This window comes from Bradyrhizobium sp. 164 (assembly GCF_023073715.1).
Taxonomy (GTDB): Bacteria; Pseudomonadota; Alphaproteobacteria; order Rhizobiales; family Xanthobacteraceae; genus Bradyrhizobium.
This window is the reverse complement of the sequence record NZ_JADPKA010000114.1, coordinates 25,772-41,216: the sequence shown is the minus strand read 5'-3', so window position 1 is coordinate 41,216 and position 15,445 is coordinate 25,772. Positions and strand designations below refer to the sequence as shown.

Here is a 15,445-nt window from a genome sequence, read left to right as displayed (position 1 = left end):
TGCGAATCGGTGCCAGACAAGGAATCACGGTCGATTCCTGCGATGCAATAGTTGGTGCGCTCCCTAAGCCCTCTCGGCTAAATGTGGGTAATTGAAAGCCTCACCGGACGGTTACGATCAAACTCGGGACAGCAACAAAAACGCCGCCCACTTAAATAAAGCGCAGGCGGCGGCTTACCAGCCCCGGGAGGGTGAGAGTAAATCCCGATGAAAATTGGTCTCCACGCGTCGTACCGAGGTTCATCACCTTGGCGAAGAAACTTAGATTGGGGGTTGTAGTCCCGGCGAGGTCAGCCACGTGTTGACCTCTCCGGCAGCATCGATCTGCCGGGCCTTTTGCAAGAGTTCCGTACGGCGGATGCCAGGGGGCATCCCTCTGGCCTGCTGGCGCAAACTAATCGCCTCTTGTGCGAGACGGTACTCGAATGTCGGTGATTGTTCCAGGATACGTGGGGCCGGCATGTTTGTGCTCCGCTGTGGCATTGAGCGAGAGCGCAATTTTGCGTCCACACCACCGATAGATGCTACGGGCCGCGCGGTGGCGGTGGGACCGTGCGCCTTTGGTGGCTGGATAGCGAGCGTTTTATTTCGTCGCAAACTATTTGCAACTGCCCCGGCGCTCGCGACTGGCTGGATCAATCATTCGCTCAAGGTCTTGTTCGAACGATCAACGCGGACCGCCGAAATTCCGCACGTCTTCAAGCAGGGCGCTGCTTTCTTATCGATTGGTCCTTGGAACTCGCTGAGTTGTCTGCTCTGTCATCTATAACGGCGCCGGCCAGATGAAGAGCACGCTTTCGTTGACTGGCCACTCGGCGACCTTTGGCACCCTCTTTCGTCATTTGACTGGCCCTCTGAATTGGAGCGCAAATGTTCGGAACACGCTCGCGCCATCGATGAACTCAGCAACCGCGGCAAATGTTCTTTAGCTTTGCGGCGGTTCGAGCTTCTTCCGCAAGGAATGGATCCTTGTCGCCTGGCGATGAGTCGATAACGGTCTCGGCTGGCTTCCTCTTTTTGGAGGAAAGGCCGCGTCGTAGCAGGAGAGGCGCGCGCTGGTGCTTTCGACCGCACGGCAGTTCGGCTCCGCGGCGAAAGCGGCTGGCGTAGGGATGCCAAGTGCCGAGGCCAGGAAAAGCGCCGCCGTCCATGAACCTGTTAGGCCCTTCGTCATGCTGAACCTCTCATTCCTACTTACCTGCCCAAGAGGGACGCTCGCCGGTCCATGCCAAGAGCATCCCACTCGGACCAACGCATCCGGCGCTCCTCGTCTCCGACCCTGACGAAAACAAAGGGCGCATCGTCCCGTCCTGTTTTCGAACCAACAAAAATTGCCGGAACCCCATAGGCATTCCTGATAATTGCTGCGTTTGCCATTTCCGACTCCTGTCTGGGGCCTGCCTTGTGTTGAGCTGCCCGGCCGCGATTGAAGGGACCTGCCGCTATAGAACGGCGGCGACAGCGATCAGCAGTAACAGGAAAATCGGCACCAATAATGGTGGTACGAGCCACTGACGAATATCGAATTTGCCGGGATCGGACATCTGACCGCCCTCTTTCGGGTGGAGGCGGGAGCGCAATGCTCTCAGCACCGATAGATGCCACTGATCGGGCGGTGATGGGTGATACCCTAGGCTTAAACAGCGCGCAGCGATACCGAAATGCACACAGGAACGCAGCACAATGGCTGTCAGCGGCCTAGCTCTGACGAGGGCAGAACGGTGGGATGCATCGCATCCCGTTTCTGCTGTAGGTCGACGATCACGCCACTAATGCGCTCCGCGGTGCATTCGAGGCGCATCTCGACAGATGGGAGCGTGAGGTTGCGAACGTTCGTATCCACGGCACGACCGGCGAGGCGCCGATCATCCGCTCCGCGCGTGACGAGATACATCGGTTGAAGCCGCTCGGCGGGCAGCCGTCGTTCGGATCCTTGCGTCAACTGACCCGCGTCGTCGGCAATGATTGCGCCGTCGAGATCGACACGAACAGCTACTCGGTGCCGTGGCGCCTGATTGGCGAGCGCGTGGCGGTAACGATCGCGGCCGGCCAGGTGCGGATCCGCCATGGATTGCACCAGGTCGCGGTTCACGAGCAATCGAAGGGGCGCCGGTTGCGGATCATCGACTCCGCCCATCTTGATGGTGTTGCTGGTCGCAATGGCGCGGTCCGCCGGGCGGAGATCGCGGCGGCCGCGGTGCTGGCGCCGTCCTCACCGCCGTCGTTGTTACTTCCTCTTGCCGAATACGAAGCCGTGGTCGGAGGAAGCTTCTGATGACGCGGGCAAAAAAGGTAACGGAAGCAACGACCGATCCGCTAGATGCTATGTTGGCGCGATTGCAGCTCTCCGGGATCCGCGATCAGCTCGACAGCCTGTGCGACGAGGCGGCGCGCGCGAACCTGTCGGCGCGTGAGACGCTGATCCTGCTGTGCGAGCGCGAGATCGCGCGCAAGGACCATCGCCGCATCGAGATGGCGCTGAAGCTCGCACACTTCCCGGCCGTGAAGGAGCTTGCGGGCTTCGACTTCGAGGCGCAGCCGTCGATCGACCCAAAGCAAATCCGCGACCTGGCCGCATCACGTTGGATCGCCAACGGAGAGAACGTGCTGCTGCTCGGGCCGCCCGGCGTCGGCAAGACGCACTTGTCGATCGCGCTGGGGCGAGAGGCGATCCTGGCCGGGTACACGGTGCAGTTCACCACGGCGACGACGCTGGTCGCGGGCCTTGCCAAGGCGCATGGCGAACGGCGTCTGGACGAGAAGCTGCTCGCGTTGTCGAAGCCAAAGCTGCTGATCGTCGACGAGCTCGGCTACCTGCCGCTGGAGCCTGACGCGGCACATCTGTTCTTCCAACTGGTCAGCCGGCGCTATGAAACTGGCGCCATGCTGATCACCTCGAACCGCAGTGTTGCCGAATGGGGCGCCGTGTTCGCCGATCCCGTGGTCGCCACCGCGATCCTCGACCGGCTCTTGCACCACAGCCACGTGCTGACGATCCGCGGCGACAGCTACCGGCTCCGCGCCAAGCGCAAGAGCGGCCTCATTAAGACGCCGACCGCCGGTGACGGCCCTCCGGTCGGCTCCGCCTCCCTCCGGCCCGTCACCGGCGGAAACAACCTTCAACCGAGATCATAATCCCGATGGTGGGGGCAGTTCTTCATGACGCAAAGGGGGCAGTTCCGGATGGCGTTTGACAGGGTATGAGCTGAAGATCTACGAATGCGCCAGCTGCGGCAGCGATTTGTGGCTTGTAACCAGACCGACCAAATCATTGGCGCGCAAACGGCCGAGGGGAAGACTTCCTTTGGGTACGCGGTTCAACACGATCGAGGCAGCGCTGAAGGGGGCCGCTCGTGCGACAGCTACTCCAAAGCTGAAGGGCCGCCCGCCAGCGTGAACCGGCGCAAACGAAGAGGCCGCCAACCGAGGCGGCTTTACCTTTAGGTCGGAGCTTTTAGGCCGGGTGAGGAGAGCCACTCGCCAACGTGGGAGGCGGTTTCCGCAAGCCGCGCCCTGCGAAGAAGTCGGTCGCGCTCTACCCCGGGCAGGGTGCCACGGGCTTCTGTCCTCAGACGCTCAGCCACGCCAGAAATGCGCTCGTCGAGGGGGTCGACTTGTTTGAAATGACGCCGCTCCTGCATGGCTCGCCCTTTTTCTCTGAGGAAGGCGGGAGCGCAACTGGCGTTCTCATCACAGATATAAGCCACATACCGTGCTGTGACGCCGAGAGTATGCGCCTACACGTTCCAAGGCGTGAGTCATTTATTATAACGGATTCGACCTCGTGGTCCCGTGGCAATACGGTGTCCGATCACCGATACACTCGCGTTCGCAATCTATTCGGTGTGACCGACGTGAACCGGCGAGATCGTGTCCCCCGGCGTGGTGTAGCTAAGCGGAGTTCACCACGTTCGCCGGCATGGGCCGGACAGGTCAGCTGGCGATTGCCGGGAAGCTGACGGCGGGATCATCGCTCAACGGCGCGATGGTTTCCAGCGTCATGTAGCGGGCGCGCTGGACGGCCCATTCATCGTTCTGCTCGAGCAGGATCGCACCAACGAGGCGAACGATGGCGTCCTCCTCCGACCACCTCGGTGCGCCGCTTGATCTCGCCGTTGAGGCGCTCGATCGGGTTGGTAACCGGTATGAGATGTCTCGGTGTCAACGTTCCCGCTGCGGTGTTCTAGATCGTGGCATATGGTGCGACCATCGGGACAGAGGCACCGGGAGCACGAAGTGCGGGCAGGCCGATGTTATTCGATGAGCCGAGAGCTCGAGTTAGTAGCTGGCCGCCTCTGCGACTCGCCCGGTTGCGCTGTGAGCGCGAATCCGTAGTTGTCGTGTCGCGCGCAGCTCCCGTCATATGTCAGGCAGGAGGTGCGAATGCGACGGGTGATTGGCATCGACGTCCACCGAACTTTCGGCGAGGTGGTGTTTTGGGAGGACGGCAGGCTCCGACATGCGGGCCGCATCGACATGACGCGGACTGCGCTGGAGGGATTTGGCAAGACCCTGCTGGCCAGTGATGAGGTGGTGGTCGAAGCGACTGCCAACAGCATGGCGGTGTCGCGGGTTCTGGCGCCGTTCGTGGCACGGGTGATTATCGCCAATCCGCTGCAGGTGAAGGCGATCGCCCAGGCTCACGTTAAGACCGACAAGATCGATGCCGGCACGCTCGCCAGTCTGCAGGCGGCCGGGTACCTGCCGCAGATCTGGACGCCTGACGCGGAGACCGAACGCAAGCGTCGGCTGGTGGCGCGGCGCTACCAGGTCGTGCGGCATCGCACGCGGCTCAAGAACGAGGTGCATTCGATCCTGCACGCGCACCTAATCCCGAAGTGCCCGCATGCCGATCTTTTCAACGCCCGCGGCCGGGCGTGGTTGGCCGCCCAACAGCTGCCGGGCGATGAGCGCGCGGCCATCGATCGGCACGTCCGTGAGCTTGACCGGCTGGCGGAAGACCTGGCTCTGCTCGACCGCGAGATCGCGCAGGTCGCAATCGATGATCCCGCGGCCAACAGATTGATGACCATCACCGGCGTGAACCTGGCGGTTGCCGCCGGCATCGTGGCGGCGATCGGCGACATCAGCCGGTTCAACAGCCCGCAGAAGCTGGTGAGCTATTTCGGGCTGAACCCGCGGGTGCGGCAGTCGGGACTGGGAGCCGCCCATCACGGTCGCATCAGCAAGATCGGCCGCAGTCACGCGCGCGCCATGCTGGTCGAGGCGGCCTGGGCCGCGGCCAAGGCGCCCGGTCCACTGCATGCTTTTTTCGTGCGGATCCGCGCCCGGCGTGGCCATCAGGTCGCCGCGGTGGCCGTGGCTCGCAAGCTCACGGTGCTCTGCTGGCATTTGCTGACGAAGGGCGAGGATTACCTGTGGGCGCGCCCGGCGCTGGTCGCCAACAAGACCCGCGCGATGCAACTTCAAGCTGGACATCCGCAACAGAAGGGCAGCCGGCGCGGACCAGCCTATGCCTACAACATCAAGGCGCTGCGCGACCGTGAGATGTTGATTGCCGCCCAGGCGGAGCGAAGCTACGAACGATTGGTGTCGCAATGGAAACCGCGGCGGCCAAACCCCGGCGCGCGGGCGCCTCAGCTCGGCAGGACAAAATAGGCAGTCCGGTAACGCTTGCAGCCGACGCGTCACGCTTCGCCACGAGGTCGCCCGCGCCCGACAACCATAACCGCCGCTGACGGCAAGTGCCAGCCAGGAATGCAGTCCCGTTCCACGCCAGCATGCCGCCGTGCTCGGGCCGGTCAAGGCCAAGCCGTGCGGTGGCCGCAAATGCGGCCAGCCTTGACCGACCCTGCGCGCGGCGGCTGCGAGATCGGTGGCCGGGACGGAAGAATGGCCCGCGGCGCGGCCGAACCAAAGAATGGACGCGATTCCCGCAATCGTCATCGCGGCGCGGTCATAAAAAATCGCTTGTCCATCTCATCCGTCGAGTGCAGCTTGGTCCGGTGCTGGGGCGGGAAGGTCATGTAGGCGAGTACATCGGTCTCCGCTTCGTCGAGGAAGCCGGCGAGCTTGGGGAGCTTGGGGCGGAGCTGGTCGGCGACCTTTCGCCATTGGGTCTTTGCGGCCTCGGCATCGTCCTGGGCAAAGGCGGTGGCGATGAAGGCGGAGACGACACGCCGCCCGCTTTTGCCGGCATGCGCGAGCGCGTTGCGCATGAAGTGCACGCGGCAGCGCTGCCAGGAGGCGTTGAGCACCTTGGCGACAGTGGCCTTGATGCCCTCATGGGCATCAGACACGACCAGCTTGACGCCGCGCAGGCCGCGGCGCGCGAGCTTGCGCAGGAACGCCGTCCAGAACGTCTCGGCTCAGACGGATCAATATCCATGCCGAGCACTTCGCGCCGGCCATCACTGTTGACGCCGACCGCGACAATCACCGCGACCGAGACGATGCGGCCCTGCTGGCGCACCTTCACGTAGGTGGCGTCGATCCACAAATACGGCCAGTCGCCCTCGATCAGACGGGCGAGGAAGGCCTTCACCTTGTCATCGATCTCGGCACACAGCCGGCTCACCTGGCTCTTGGAGATCCCGCTCATGCCCATGGCCTGCACGAGATCGTCGACCGAGCGGGTCGAGACGCCCTGCACGTAGGCTTCCTGCACCACGGCGGTGAGCGCCTTCTCGGCCATGCGGCGGGGCTCCAGGAAGCCGGGGAAGTAGGAGCCCTTGCGCAGCTTGGGGATGCGCAGTTCGACCGCGCCGGCGCGAGTTTTCCAAATCCGGTCGCGGTAGCCGTTGCGCTGCGCCAGACGCTCGGAGCTCTTCTCGCCATAGGCGGCCCCGGTCTGGCTTTCCACTTCCAGCTCCATCAGACGCTGGGCGGCAAAGCCGATCATCTCGCGCAGCAAATCCGCATCGGGGGTTTTCTCCACGAGCGTTCGCAGGTTCATCATCTCGTCGGTCATCGGTGGTTCCTCGAATCAGGTTGGTGTCAGCAACCCGACCCTACCGGCGGATCGCCGGTGACCACCGCAAAGCCGTCCGCCCGCTACGGCGCTATTTGAGGGCGCGCGTGCGGACGGCTTTGCTCTACCGAGCTACACCATCACTGGGGACACGACCACCGGCGAGCCTTAGTTCGTGGGCAATCAAACAATCAGCGAACCTTTACGCGCGCTGTGCAGACAGAGCAGTATCCGGGATTTTTGTTAATCCCGTCCCGGGGCTGGACGGATCAAGCCGCCGGGACGAAGGTATTGCGTGCCCGGCGGCGTATTTTTGTACAATTCATTCTACCGTTTGGATGACCGAAACCTCAGGTGATCGGAGCGACGAACCATCTCCGCCGCCGCTTCTTAATGGCTTTCATCTCCCCTGTGCTTTCGACCTCCGCGGTCTCTTCATGACCACACTTTGCGCACCGAAACTCAATTTGGGGCAACTGGCCTGCCCAGCTCGAGCGGATGAAGTTGGCGGGCATCGGCCAAGCATGACAGTTCGGGCAATCACGTAGGACATGATCTGGAGAGACCACGGGAAGTTATCTCCCATCAGCCTGGAGCACCCTGTTGATCGCCAACAATGCATTTTTCGGATCGTTCCGATAAAAACGGCCCCTGCGTCGGGGAGGCGCAGGAGCCGGGGATCAAATACTCCGGTCTGCAGGGGGCTTGAAGCCGGAGCACAGTGAGAACTGGGTGCATTGCCGTTTGTTCCCGACTCGCAAAACGCTTTGACGCTCCTATCGCACATGCGTATGGCGTACGAGCTTTGGCTGGCGACAGCCGAAAAGCGGGTCCCCTCGGGACCGGACTGGATTCACGAAGTCAAACACGATGGCTACCGGATGCTGGTCATCCGGGAGAACGAGCGCGTGCGGCTGTTCTCTCGCAACGGCACCGACTGGACCAGGCGCTATCCGTGGGTTGCCGAAGCCGCTTTGAAGAACCGACAGAAGCATTTCGTCGTTGACGGGGAAGCGGTCATTCTCGGCGTCGATGGCGTCTCCGACTTAACGCGCTGCACAGTCGCAAGCACGAGCACGAGGTTCAGCTCTACGCTTTCGACGTTCTCGCTATGGAAGGGGATGATCTCCGGCAGCTCCCGCTGCACCTGCGCAAGACCAACCTGGCGCGGCTGTTGCCCGCCGGCCGGACGGAATCACCGTCGCGCCGTTCGAGCGCGGCGAGATCGGGCCCGGACTGCACGTCTTCAAGAACCATCAGGGTCTGAGTCTTGGTATCGATTGATGCGACGACAGCACTATCGAATGCCTCAAACCCGGCGATCAATTCACTCGCTGAATCGAAGACGCGCCGCGGGTCGCCCACGCCTTTCCTGAAATCTATCGTAAATGAAAAATCCGAATCTGGCGGCACCGGCCAAGACGAAATGACCAAAGGCTGGGGGCGGCCTTTCGAAGATCCGATCGAGGTGGACGGCGCACGCTAGCGACATTGCTCGATGCGGGCGAGTACATCTCTAAGCTGCCGAAGAAGGAGCACGCCGCGCCTGAATGGCGAGCCGCGATGGAGGCCCTGATCCTGGTAGCCGAAGGTGGCGGCCCGACGATGTTCGCGCGGATCGGCATCATGCGGGCTCTGAACCGACACTACGCCCCGGAGCTTAACCCGAAAGGCAAAGAGCCGCACTGGGAACGCCGCAAGTTAAAGCGGGATCAATGAAAGACCGCCAACTGAGGCGACCTTACTCTTTGTCCTCGGTCCAAGTCTGCTCGCCGCACTGGCACTTGAACATGCGGACGACCCCGCCGGTCTGGGTGTTGAGCATCTTCACCGCGAGGGCTGGCCTTCGGCCACAGTGACTACATGGCTTGGCTGGATTTGGCTGATAGCTGGAAAAGACTTCGTTCTTAAAATCGCGGTCCACGGTACTGCCCTCGCCGAGAGGACTCACTAAGTGCCAAAGTATACACAAGTTCCAAATAGCCTAAGTTATAGGCGTCTCCAAAAGAGGGCAGGCTCGGAAGTTCGAGGGCGGCTATTCCGGTGGCTGTAGGCCGGGGGATCTCAGCCATTCGCTTATGTGCGATCCGGTTTCGGCTTGGCGGGCTTTGCGGATCATGTCCTCCCGCGCGCTACCATGTGGAAGCGACTTAGCTTCCTCGCGGAGGCGCTTCGCCTCTTCGGCAAGCCGTGTTTCTAGCGAGGACAATTGCACAACCTGGCGGCGCGATCCCATGGCTTTCTCTCCACGATGATGAAACCGACCATCCAAACGCGAAAGTTCCGGGTGGGTTCCTTCAGGTCGCTGTGATCGGACCTCCAAGATTTCGGATAGGTCGTTGAGAGGCGCCCGCCGGCGTGAACCGGCGGGCCTGCATAGTATGTAGACACCGTACTGTGCTGCCCGCCTGGCTCCCTCCTTTGGAGGGAGCCCATGTTATTCAGCAACGTGATCGCAAACGCACTCTTGGGCGTTGCTCGTGAAGGCGAGGCAGTTGCGCGCCCGATGCTTTGACTTTGTGCCTTATCTTGCCGATCAGACGCAGCGTCGCCTTCATCTCTTCTGGCGCGTCTTTGTTGTGACGGAGGAGTTGCCCGATGAAACTGTTAGCCTCGAAGTGTTTCGAGACGAACTCATCGAACTCAGGATCGAGCCTGCGTTGTCGCTGCAACTTGGGTCCTGTGGTGAGTATCAGCGAACGGTCGATTTCCCCACCGCCGGCCGGGTAGCCGTGACATATCTGGTTAAAGGTCGCGCCGTTAGCTACCGCTCCTTTGATTTCCTCGACCTTCTCAACCGGCATAGGATGCCCCGCCGCTGCGGCGTAGTGGCATGTTCGACACCGACGATGACCGATAGCGTTGACGATCATCACATTCTCCCCGTCATGCGGTGAAGCCCCTTGAGACAATATTCTTGCGTCAAGGCACGACGATCGCTGCCGTCCCTTTTCTTTATGCTGATGTTTTTCTTGTTGAGTTTCGCGATGCGCCTCGCCCATGCCGGATGCATGCCACAGTGCACCTTGTAGCGGGAGGCCGGCACTACATACGTCTTGCGGTCTGGACTCGTGAGATGCTTGACGGTATCGCCTCGCGTCATCCCCCGCTCGAAACGGCCAGCCAATGCTGGTGTCATCCCCGGGGCCATAGCCCACGACTTGCGTGAGGTTTTGCGTCGCGGCTTCATTGCTTTGTTCCATTCAAAGCCTTGAGGGCCTTGTTCAGGGGGTTTATCTCGACCTGCGGCAGATGCGACCTCGGGTCTAAGCCATGGTCGGAGATGATCTTCGCGGCCTGCACTTGCAGCGTAGCGCGACGCAATATTTGGTCCGCAACTGCTACAACAGCGTTCCCACGCTTAACTTCCGTTTCGATTTGCTCGGTTGTCAGATCCTCGTTTCCGAGCCGCTCTAATTGCGCGAAAAGATGGTCGTTGAGGTCGGTTAACCTGTTCTTTGTCATTCGGTCTTCTTTCGCTGTCAAAGCGCGAAATGCGCAACGCGGAGCCGAATCCTGAATCGCGGCAACGAAGCGACAATCGGCTCCATCAGGATTCCGCATTCGACGCGATCAACACTGAGTCGCAGTCGCAATATCATCGGAGTGTTTAGGAGCGCGCTCAATGAACAGGCGCGCTCCCTTCCCTCAGTTCGGGAGGCTGTCGAGCCGCGGATGATAGGCGGCAAGCATCTCAGTGGTAGGGGCCTGCTCCTGCATCATGCGGCCGATCTCAAAGATGGCCTCAGCGCTCATGATCAGCTTAGCTGTCACGGCTCGCATGCGTTCACCGCCCGAAGGATCTCGCACGGCGAAGACCAGCCGGCGGCAAGGCCCAGGTTGTCGATGCGCACCAGCGTCTCGCAAAACTGGTCAACGATCGCGAATGGTTCGAACGTGTTCTCGTCTGCCACAGTCAGGCCTCCCCGATTTTTGCCAAAGAGGGGAGGCGCTGGTTTGTGTTTGCGGGCGAACAGGACGCAGATTCCCATTGCCTCGCGATTGCTACCGCGTTGCTCATATCGTCTCTCGATTGTGAGGTTTGGGTGGGTCTATGCGCTTCAGCCGAGCGGTATGGTTCCGCCCTCGCCCGGCTGTTGCGCCTAAAGGACGGCTAGGATTGATTCACCTCCTTTCGATCTTCCCAGCCGAATAGCTGCGGCCAGAGCGGGTCAAAGTGGTCGCAAAGCGACTGGAAAGCAGTGCGCGCGGCGCTTTCAATCAACTGCATGCAGGCGCGGCCAGACGGCTGTTACGTGCACCTCGGGCGTCCAATGGTTGGAGGCAAAGCCCCTGCGCACAGGTCGGGATGGGCTCGGACGGCTCGTTGAAGGCGGAGAACGTGTCCCTGACACCAATGATGCGCCCGTTCGGCGTGTAGTCGAACTTGACCATGCCCAGCTCGATGAGTTCGTCTTTTCGGTGGTCGAGGCCGGTGGTTTCGGTGTCGAGCAGGATCCCGATCCTCGTTTCCTGTCCTGAGGCCGGCATCGACGTCGGCCGCGGCACCAGGCGGCGCAGCACCCGGTAGTCCGTCGACCGGCTCAAGGCTTGGGCCATCGCGGCCAGGTCCGATGCGTTTTGAAACATCTCTTCTCGTGGTGAGGGCAGGTGCCGCGTCAGCCCACAATACCGGGGGCGCCGGTCACGCGATATCCGGAACACAAGCAATTCACGGGCTTTTCGGGAGCGTCGGTGCAGTCGGATCCTGTTGCGGGGGCACTCGCGAAAGGGCTGCCGAGCGCGAGCGTTCCCTGTGGGCGCCGCTGTTCCACCGGCCTGCGAGCTACAGGGGCATATCGTCGCGCCAAGGCAAGCCGAACTACGGCTCGTTAACGCTGTGGCATGTAGGTTTGGGAGCCATGCAATACACGGACGGTTCATTCGCCGATGTGAAGTCCATCAGTCAGCAGGCCATGTGCCGGTACTGGGCACGCACGGCCGGCGATCTGCCCTTTCCTTCGCTCGATCAGTTCAGGCCGGAAGCGCGGCTGCATGACCCAAAACAGCTCATCATCTGGAGCGTTGAGCGGCGGGGAGACGGGCACACATTTCGCGCGCTTTACCAAGGTGCCAGCGTTGGAGAGGTCTTCAATTCGAGCTGGGCCGGGAAATCGATGGAAGAGGTTCTTCCACCAGCCTTGAAGGAGTTCGGTTTAGCCGCCGCCGAGCAATGCGTGACCAGCGGCTGCGCCACCTACAGCGTGTTTTCGACCTACAACAGCGGCGGCCATACGATCGATTGTGAGCGCTTGCTCCTGCCTTTGGGAAGGGCCGGCCGGGTCGAGCAAATGGTTGGCTCCCTTCAACTGATCAGCACGGCCGGATCGTTCAACCGCAAGACCGTCATCCGACACTTCGAATGGAAAACCGAGGTATCCTGCGCAATCCGCATCTACGCTTCAGCCGGTCTCCGCGGTCACCTCACATCGACGACCGAAAAGCGGGAAGCGGCTCGCTCTCCTTAGCCGGCTGCGCGCCGAAGGAGTGGGCGGATGGGCGGGGCATGTCCGGACGGCTAGACAGCAGCCGCGTATGGTTGCCGACCCCGGATTGCTACGGTCACACTGGTGCGTGATCGTTTACGATCTGCAACTATATTGCATCCATGGATCTCCAGTACGACCCCAAGCGCGAGGCCGTCGCGGCGATGAAGCTTGCCGCCGAAGCCGATGGGCTAGAACGGCAGAGATGGATCACCGCCGCGCTGGCATGGTCGGAACTGACTCGTCTACGCGGGTCTGCGAGGACACCTTGCCGGAACGGTGGCCTACACAGCAACTCGTTACCGGTGCAAGGCGCAGCGCCTTCCCACCGTGTTTCAGGCCGCTAGGCCCGCGTTCAGGGCGAAAGCGACGCCGCACCCGTCTACGATCTCAAATCCTCGCTGGTGAGGCCAGAACCACCGGCTGGGTAACGCGAGCTTCTCGGGAGGCGTCCGTCGGCGGCTTTCTTCGCGCCTTGCGGGAAGGCGGCCACGATCGCTAGAACGGGGGCGCGCTGCGCCACCATCAAGAAGGACAGGGGCGTGCGCGTCAGGCCTCGCCGGCTCCGGAGAAGCTCGATGCAGGCGGCGTCGTGCGAGACGCCAGCAGCGGCCGCTCGGTACGTCCGCTTATCCGCTAGACCGGAAGTCAAAGCCTCACGGGCAAACCGACACGATTGACCTGCAGCGGACGTGCACGCACTCGTCGGTGAAATCACGATTGGTACACCTAGTGGACTTCGGTGTGTTTTTTGTCAGAATCGTCCCGCGATCGTCAACCGCACCGCGAGCGGCTCGGCGGGGTGCACGTGGCGGTCGGCGACTCCCTCGATCGGCTCGCCCGGCAGGCGTGACAGGTAGTAGTATTCGATCTGATTGGTCTGCGCGTCGAAGAGATTGAGCACGTCGAGCTGCACCCGCAGGCCATTGTCGAAGCGATAGCCAGCGCGTGCGTTGAAAATGAGCGAGGAGAGCGAGCGAACGCTGTCGTCCTCGATGAGAGGCCGCGGGCCGAAATAGCGTGTCTTCAGGGCGCCGAACCAGCCGGTTTCGCAGCCGAGGACAATGGAGGCGCTTCCCACCCATGCCGGTGCGCCCGGTATGCGGTCGCCAGCGACGTCGAAATCGGTGAAACGCGCCTTCGTGTAGGCGACGTTGAGATCGAACGACAACCAGGGCACCGGTTTGTACTGGTTGACCCATTGGACGCCGACGCGCTGGCTCGGTCGGCTCGGCTCAGTTGTGCCGGCATCACCGACAAACAGGAGTTCGGAGTCGAAATCGAGCACAAAAACCGCAACCGAGCTAGTGAGACCCTCAATCGCCTTCGTGCGGACACCGACTTCCGCACCACGCGAACGCACCAGCAGCGGCACGCGATCGAGCAGGGTCACCTTGTCATTGGGATCGACGGTGATGGTGACGCCGCGCATGTCGTTACTGTGCAGACCATAGCCCGTATTGCCGTAGAATTCGGTCTTGAACCAGGGCCCAAGCACGATGCCTCCCTTCGGACTCGCCATCGAAGCCTGCGCATTGCCGGAATTCTCTGGCGTGTCGCTCAGCACATGTCCGCTGAAGAAATCTTCGCGGATACCGAAGGTGGTCCGCAGCCAGTCGGTCCAGCGGGTGGTAGTGTCGGTCCAGATCCCGACATCACCTTCCTGCACACGGTCCTCGCGCACCGTCGAAAGCCAGTTGCGTTGCTCGGTCTTGAAAAGTCCAACCTGAATGTCGTCGTATCGGCTCTGCAGGCCGATGCGGGTTTGCGTCTCCAGCCCCGAAAATCGCCAATCAAAGGTGTGCCGCGCGTCAAAGCCGGCGATGGTACGGCGATCAAGTTGATTGAACTGATCGCCGTTGATGGGTTTGTCGAGAAAATAGGTGAAATTGTTGTAGAGCTGCAGGTCGGAGCGAATGACGTAGGCGCTGACCTTGGTCTGGCCGTACTCGCTGGAATGCGCAAAATTGCCGGACAGGCTGAAGCGGCTGGAGACGCCGCCGTCGGTAGGATCGAGCGAACCAAGGCGGCCGATAATACCCTGATCGATCGCACGCTGAGCGACCTGATCGGTCGAATTCCAGGCATTGGAATAGGCCATGCCGGTGAGCATGAAGCCATCGGTCTCAGTGCCTTGGCTATAGCGCATCACGCTGTTTATTTTCCGGACATCGTCCGGCACATCCCACGGGCCGTCGTATTTGGTGCCTTCGATCGCCGCGAGGAGCGTGCCGTCGCCGACGGCGGTCGATGCGGCTGCAACGCCGCGGCGATATCCGAAACTGCCGAAAGTCATTTCTGCGATGTTCTTTGGCAGCTTGCTGATGTAGTCGATCCCGACCGTACCGGCGGAGCCGAAGTCGCCGACGTCGGCGTAGTACGGCCCTTTGCGGACATTCACCGACCGGATCAATTCGGGGATGAGGAAATTGACGTCAGCATAGCCCTGCCCGTGGCCGTGAGTCGGCATGTTGACGGGCATACCGTCCACGGTGAGGGCAAGATCAGTGCCGTGATCGAGATTGAAGCCGCGCAGGAAATACTGGTTGGCTTTGCCCTCGCCGGAGTGCTGGGTGACGATCAGGCCGGGCACGATTTCCAGAGCTTCGCCGGGCCGCGTGAAGGGCACTGCATTGACCTCGGCACCAGTGAAGCGGATAGCGCTGGCTGCAGAGGGCTGCAGGGTGCCCGTGCCGTCGGATGAAGCTGCAGGCGTAACGCCGCCGGAGCCTTGCGAAGCAGACTGCGGTTGCTCGGGGCGGAGAACGGCTCTGCTTCGTGCGCCGCGATTTTGCGCCGGCTTCGATCGGGCCACGCGCTTGGGCAACCCCGCACCGGGCGAAGAGACTGTGACCGGAGGGAGCTGGTCAGGCGAAGCCGCCGTGCGTTCCTGCGCCTCTGCGGGCAGCATCAGGACGGCAGACGAAGCTGTGGCGGAAAATAACCGCAACAGGACCGTACGCACTGCCGTGCCCCCGCACATCTGCTGCAGTCGCAAGCGGCTGCGCTAAATCCATACGCTTTCTTA

13 protein-coding genes and 3 pseudogenes are annotated in these 15,445 nt (G+C 61.7%); 7 read left to right on the top strand and 9 right to left on the bottom strand.

The window, feature by feature from the left end:
* Window positions 1–1,819: 1,819 nt before the first annotated feature.
* Together IVB01_RS35200 and istB are read left to right on the top strand one after the other, a co-directional pair.
* Window positions 1,820–2,275 (top strand): annotated as a pseudogene (locus IVB01_RS35200) (IS21 family transposase); the annotation flags it as partial.
* Window positions 2,275–3,135 carry an IS21-like element helper ATPase IstB gene (gene istB / locus IVB01_RS35195; protein ID WP_247495245.1) on the top strand — a complete coding sequence of 287 codons (861 nt, stop codon included), beginning with the start codon at window positions 2,275–2,277 and terminating at the stop codon, window positions 3,133–3,135. The pseudogene IVB01_RS35200 and the gene istB, both read left to right, overlap by 1 nt.
* A gap of 798 nt (window positions 3,136–3,933) precedes the next feature.
* On the opposite strand, the pseudogene IVB01_RS35185 reads toward istB, so the two are convergent.
* Window positions 3,934–4,138, bottom strand: a pseudogene (locus IVB01_RS35185) (transposase); the annotation flags it as partial.
* Between the two features lie 263 nt (window positions 4,139–4,401).
* Between IVB01_RS35185 and IVB01_RS35180 the strand changes: the two are divergent.
* Window positions 4,402–5,619, top strand: coding sequence for an IS110 family transposase (locus IVB01_RS35180; RefSeq protein ID WP_247495247.1), 1,218 nt, complete (start codon window positions 4,402–4,404; stop codon window positions 5,617–5,619).
* A gap of 311 nt (window positions 5,620–5,930) precedes the next feature.
* Here the strand turns inward: IVB01_RS35180 and IVB01_RS35175 are convergent.
* Window positions 5,931–6,931, bottom strand: a pseudogene (locus tag IVB01_RS35175) (IS256 family transposase); the annotation flags it as partial.
* Between the two features lie 785 nt (window positions 6,932–7,716).
* Here IVB01_RS35175 and IVB01_RS35170 point away from each other — a divergent pair.
* Genes IVB01_RS35170 through IVB01_RS35165 form a run of 3 tightly spaced genes read left to right on the top strand, consistent with a single transcriptional unit; the run spans window position 7,717 to window position 8,650 of the window.
* Window positions 7,717–8,307 carry a hypothetical protein gene (locus IVB01_RS35170; protein ID WP_346659355.1) on the top strand — a complete coding sequence of 197 codons (591 nt, stop codon included), beginning with the start codon at window positions 7,717–7,719 and terminating at the stop codon, window positions 8,305–8,307.
* Window positions 8,202–8,417, top strand: coding sequence for a hypothetical protein (locus IVB01_RS35840; protein ID WP_346659356.1), 216 nt, complete (start codon window positions 8,202–8,204; stop codon window positions 8,415–8,417). The genes IVB01_RS35170 and IVB01_RS35840 overlap by 106 nt, the downstream gene beginning before the upstream one ends.
* A 5-nt stretch (window positions 8,418–8,422) precedes the next feature.
* Window positions 8,423–8,650 (top strand): hypothetical protein, encoded by a 228-nt coding sequence (locus tag IVB01_RS35165; RefSeq protein ID WP_346659354.1) that lies wholly within the window; start codon window positions 8,423–8,425, stop codon window positions 8,648–8,650.
* Window positions 8,651–8,966: 316 nt separating this feature from the next.
* Here the strand turns inward: IVB01_RS35165 and IVB01_RS35160 are convergent, their stop codons facing one another.
* The 6 genes from IVB01_RS35160 to IVB01_RS35135 all read right to left on the bottom strand — a co-directional run bounded on the left by IVB01_RS35160 (window position 8,967) and on the right by IVB01_RS35135 (window position 11,521).
* Window positions 8,967–9,167, bottom strand: coding sequence for a hypothetical protein (locus IVB01_RS35160; protein ID WP_247495243.1), 201 nt, complete (start codon window positions 9,165–9,167; stop codon window positions 8,967–8,969).
* A gap of 205 nt (window positions 9,168–9,372) precedes the next feature.
* Entirely contained in the window at window positions 9,373–9,804 is a 432-nt protein-coding gene (locus IVB01_RS35155; protein WP_247495242.1) for a hypothetical protein, read from the bottom strand.
* The gene (locus IVB01_RS35150; protein ID WP_247495241.1) at window positions 9,804–10,121 is read right to left on the bottom strand and encodes a hypothetical protein; all 318 of its coding nucleotides are present in this window, start codon (window positions 10,119–10,121) and stop codon (window positions 9,804–9,806) included. The genes IVB01_RS35155 and IVB01_RS35150 overlap by 1 nt, the downstream gene beginning before the upstream one ends.
* Entirely contained in the window at window positions 10,118–10,396 is a 279-nt protein-coding gene (locus tag IVB01_RS35145) for a hypothetical protein (RefSeq protein ID WP_247495240.1), read from the bottom strand. Before IVB01_RS35145 ends, IVB01_RS35150 begins: the two co-directional genes overlap by 4 nt.
* Before the next feature lie 305 nt (window positions 10,397–10,701).
* On the bottom strand, window positions 10,702–10,845 hold the full coding sequence (locus IVB01_RS35140; protein WP_247495239.1) for a hypothetical protein: 144 nt from the start codon (window positions 10,843–10,845) through the stop codon (window positions 10,702–10,704).
* 307 nt (window positions 10,846–11,152) lie between these two features.
* Entirely contained in the window at window positions 11,153–11,521 is a 369-nt protein-coding gene (locus tag IVB01_RS35135; protein ID WP_247495238.1) for an exonuclease domain-containing protein, read from the bottom strand.
* A gap of 272 nt (window positions 11,522–11,793) precedes the next feature.
* Here IVB01_RS35135 and IVB01_RS35130 point away from each other — a divergent pair, with 272 nt between their 5' ends.
* Window positions 11,794–12,399 (top strand): hypothetical protein, encoded by a 606-nt coding sequence (locus tag IVB01_RS35130; RefSeq protein ID WP_247495237.1) that lies wholly within the window; start codon window positions 11,794–11,796, stop codon window positions 12,397–12,399.
* 772 nt (window positions 12,400–13,171) lie between these two features.
* Here IVB01_RS35130 and IVB01_RS35125 read toward each other — a convergent pair.
* Entirely contained in the window at window positions 13,172–15,400 is a 2,229-nt protein-coding gene (locus IVB01_RS35125) for a TonB-dependent receptor (protein WP_247495236.1), read from the bottom strand.
* Between the last annotated feature and the right edge of the window lie 45 nt (window positions 15,401–15,445).

What these genes read in the sequence shown, in the direction of transcription:
- IVB01_RS35170 (WP_346659355.1), top strand. Translation starts at nt 7,717, where the DNA reads ATGCGTATGGCGTACGAGCTTTGGCTGGCGACAGCCGAAAAGCGGGTC.
- IVB01_RS35130 (WP_247495237.1), top strand. Translation starts at nt 11,794, where the DNA reads ATGCAATACACGGACGGTTCATTCGCCGATGTGAAGTCCATCAGTCAG.
- IVB01_RS35150 (WP_247495241.1), bottom strand. Translation starts at nt 10,121, where the DNA reads ATGAAGCCGCGACGCAAAACCTCACGCAAGTCGTGGGCTATGGCCCCG.
- IVB01_RS35155 (WP_247495242.1), bottom strand. Translation starts at nt 9,804, where the DNA reads ATGATCGTCAACGCTATCGGTCATCGTCGGTGTCGAACATGCCACTAC.
- IVB01_RS35160 (WP_247495243.1), bottom strand. Translation starts at nt 9,167, where the DNA reads ATGGGATCGCGCCGCCAGGTTGTGCAATTGTCCTCGCTAGAAACACGG.
- IVB01_RS35125 (WP_247495236.1), bottom strand. Translation starts at nt 15,400, where the DNA reads ATGTGCGGGGGCACGGCAGTGCGTACGGTCCTGTTGCGGTTATTTTCC.
- istB (WP_247495245.1), top strand. Translation starts at nt 2,275, where the DNA reads ATGACGCGGGCAAAAAAGGTAACGGAAGCAACGACCGATCCGCTAGAT.
- IVB01_RS35145 (WP_247495240.1), bottom strand. Translation starts at nt 10,396, where the DNA reads ATGACAAAGAACAGGTTAACCGACCTCAACGACCATCTTTTCGCGCAA.
- IVB01_RS35135 (WP_247495238.1), bottom strand. Translation starts at nt 11,521, where the DNA reads ATGTTTCAAAACGCATCGGACCTGGCCGCGATGGCCCAAGCCTTGAGC.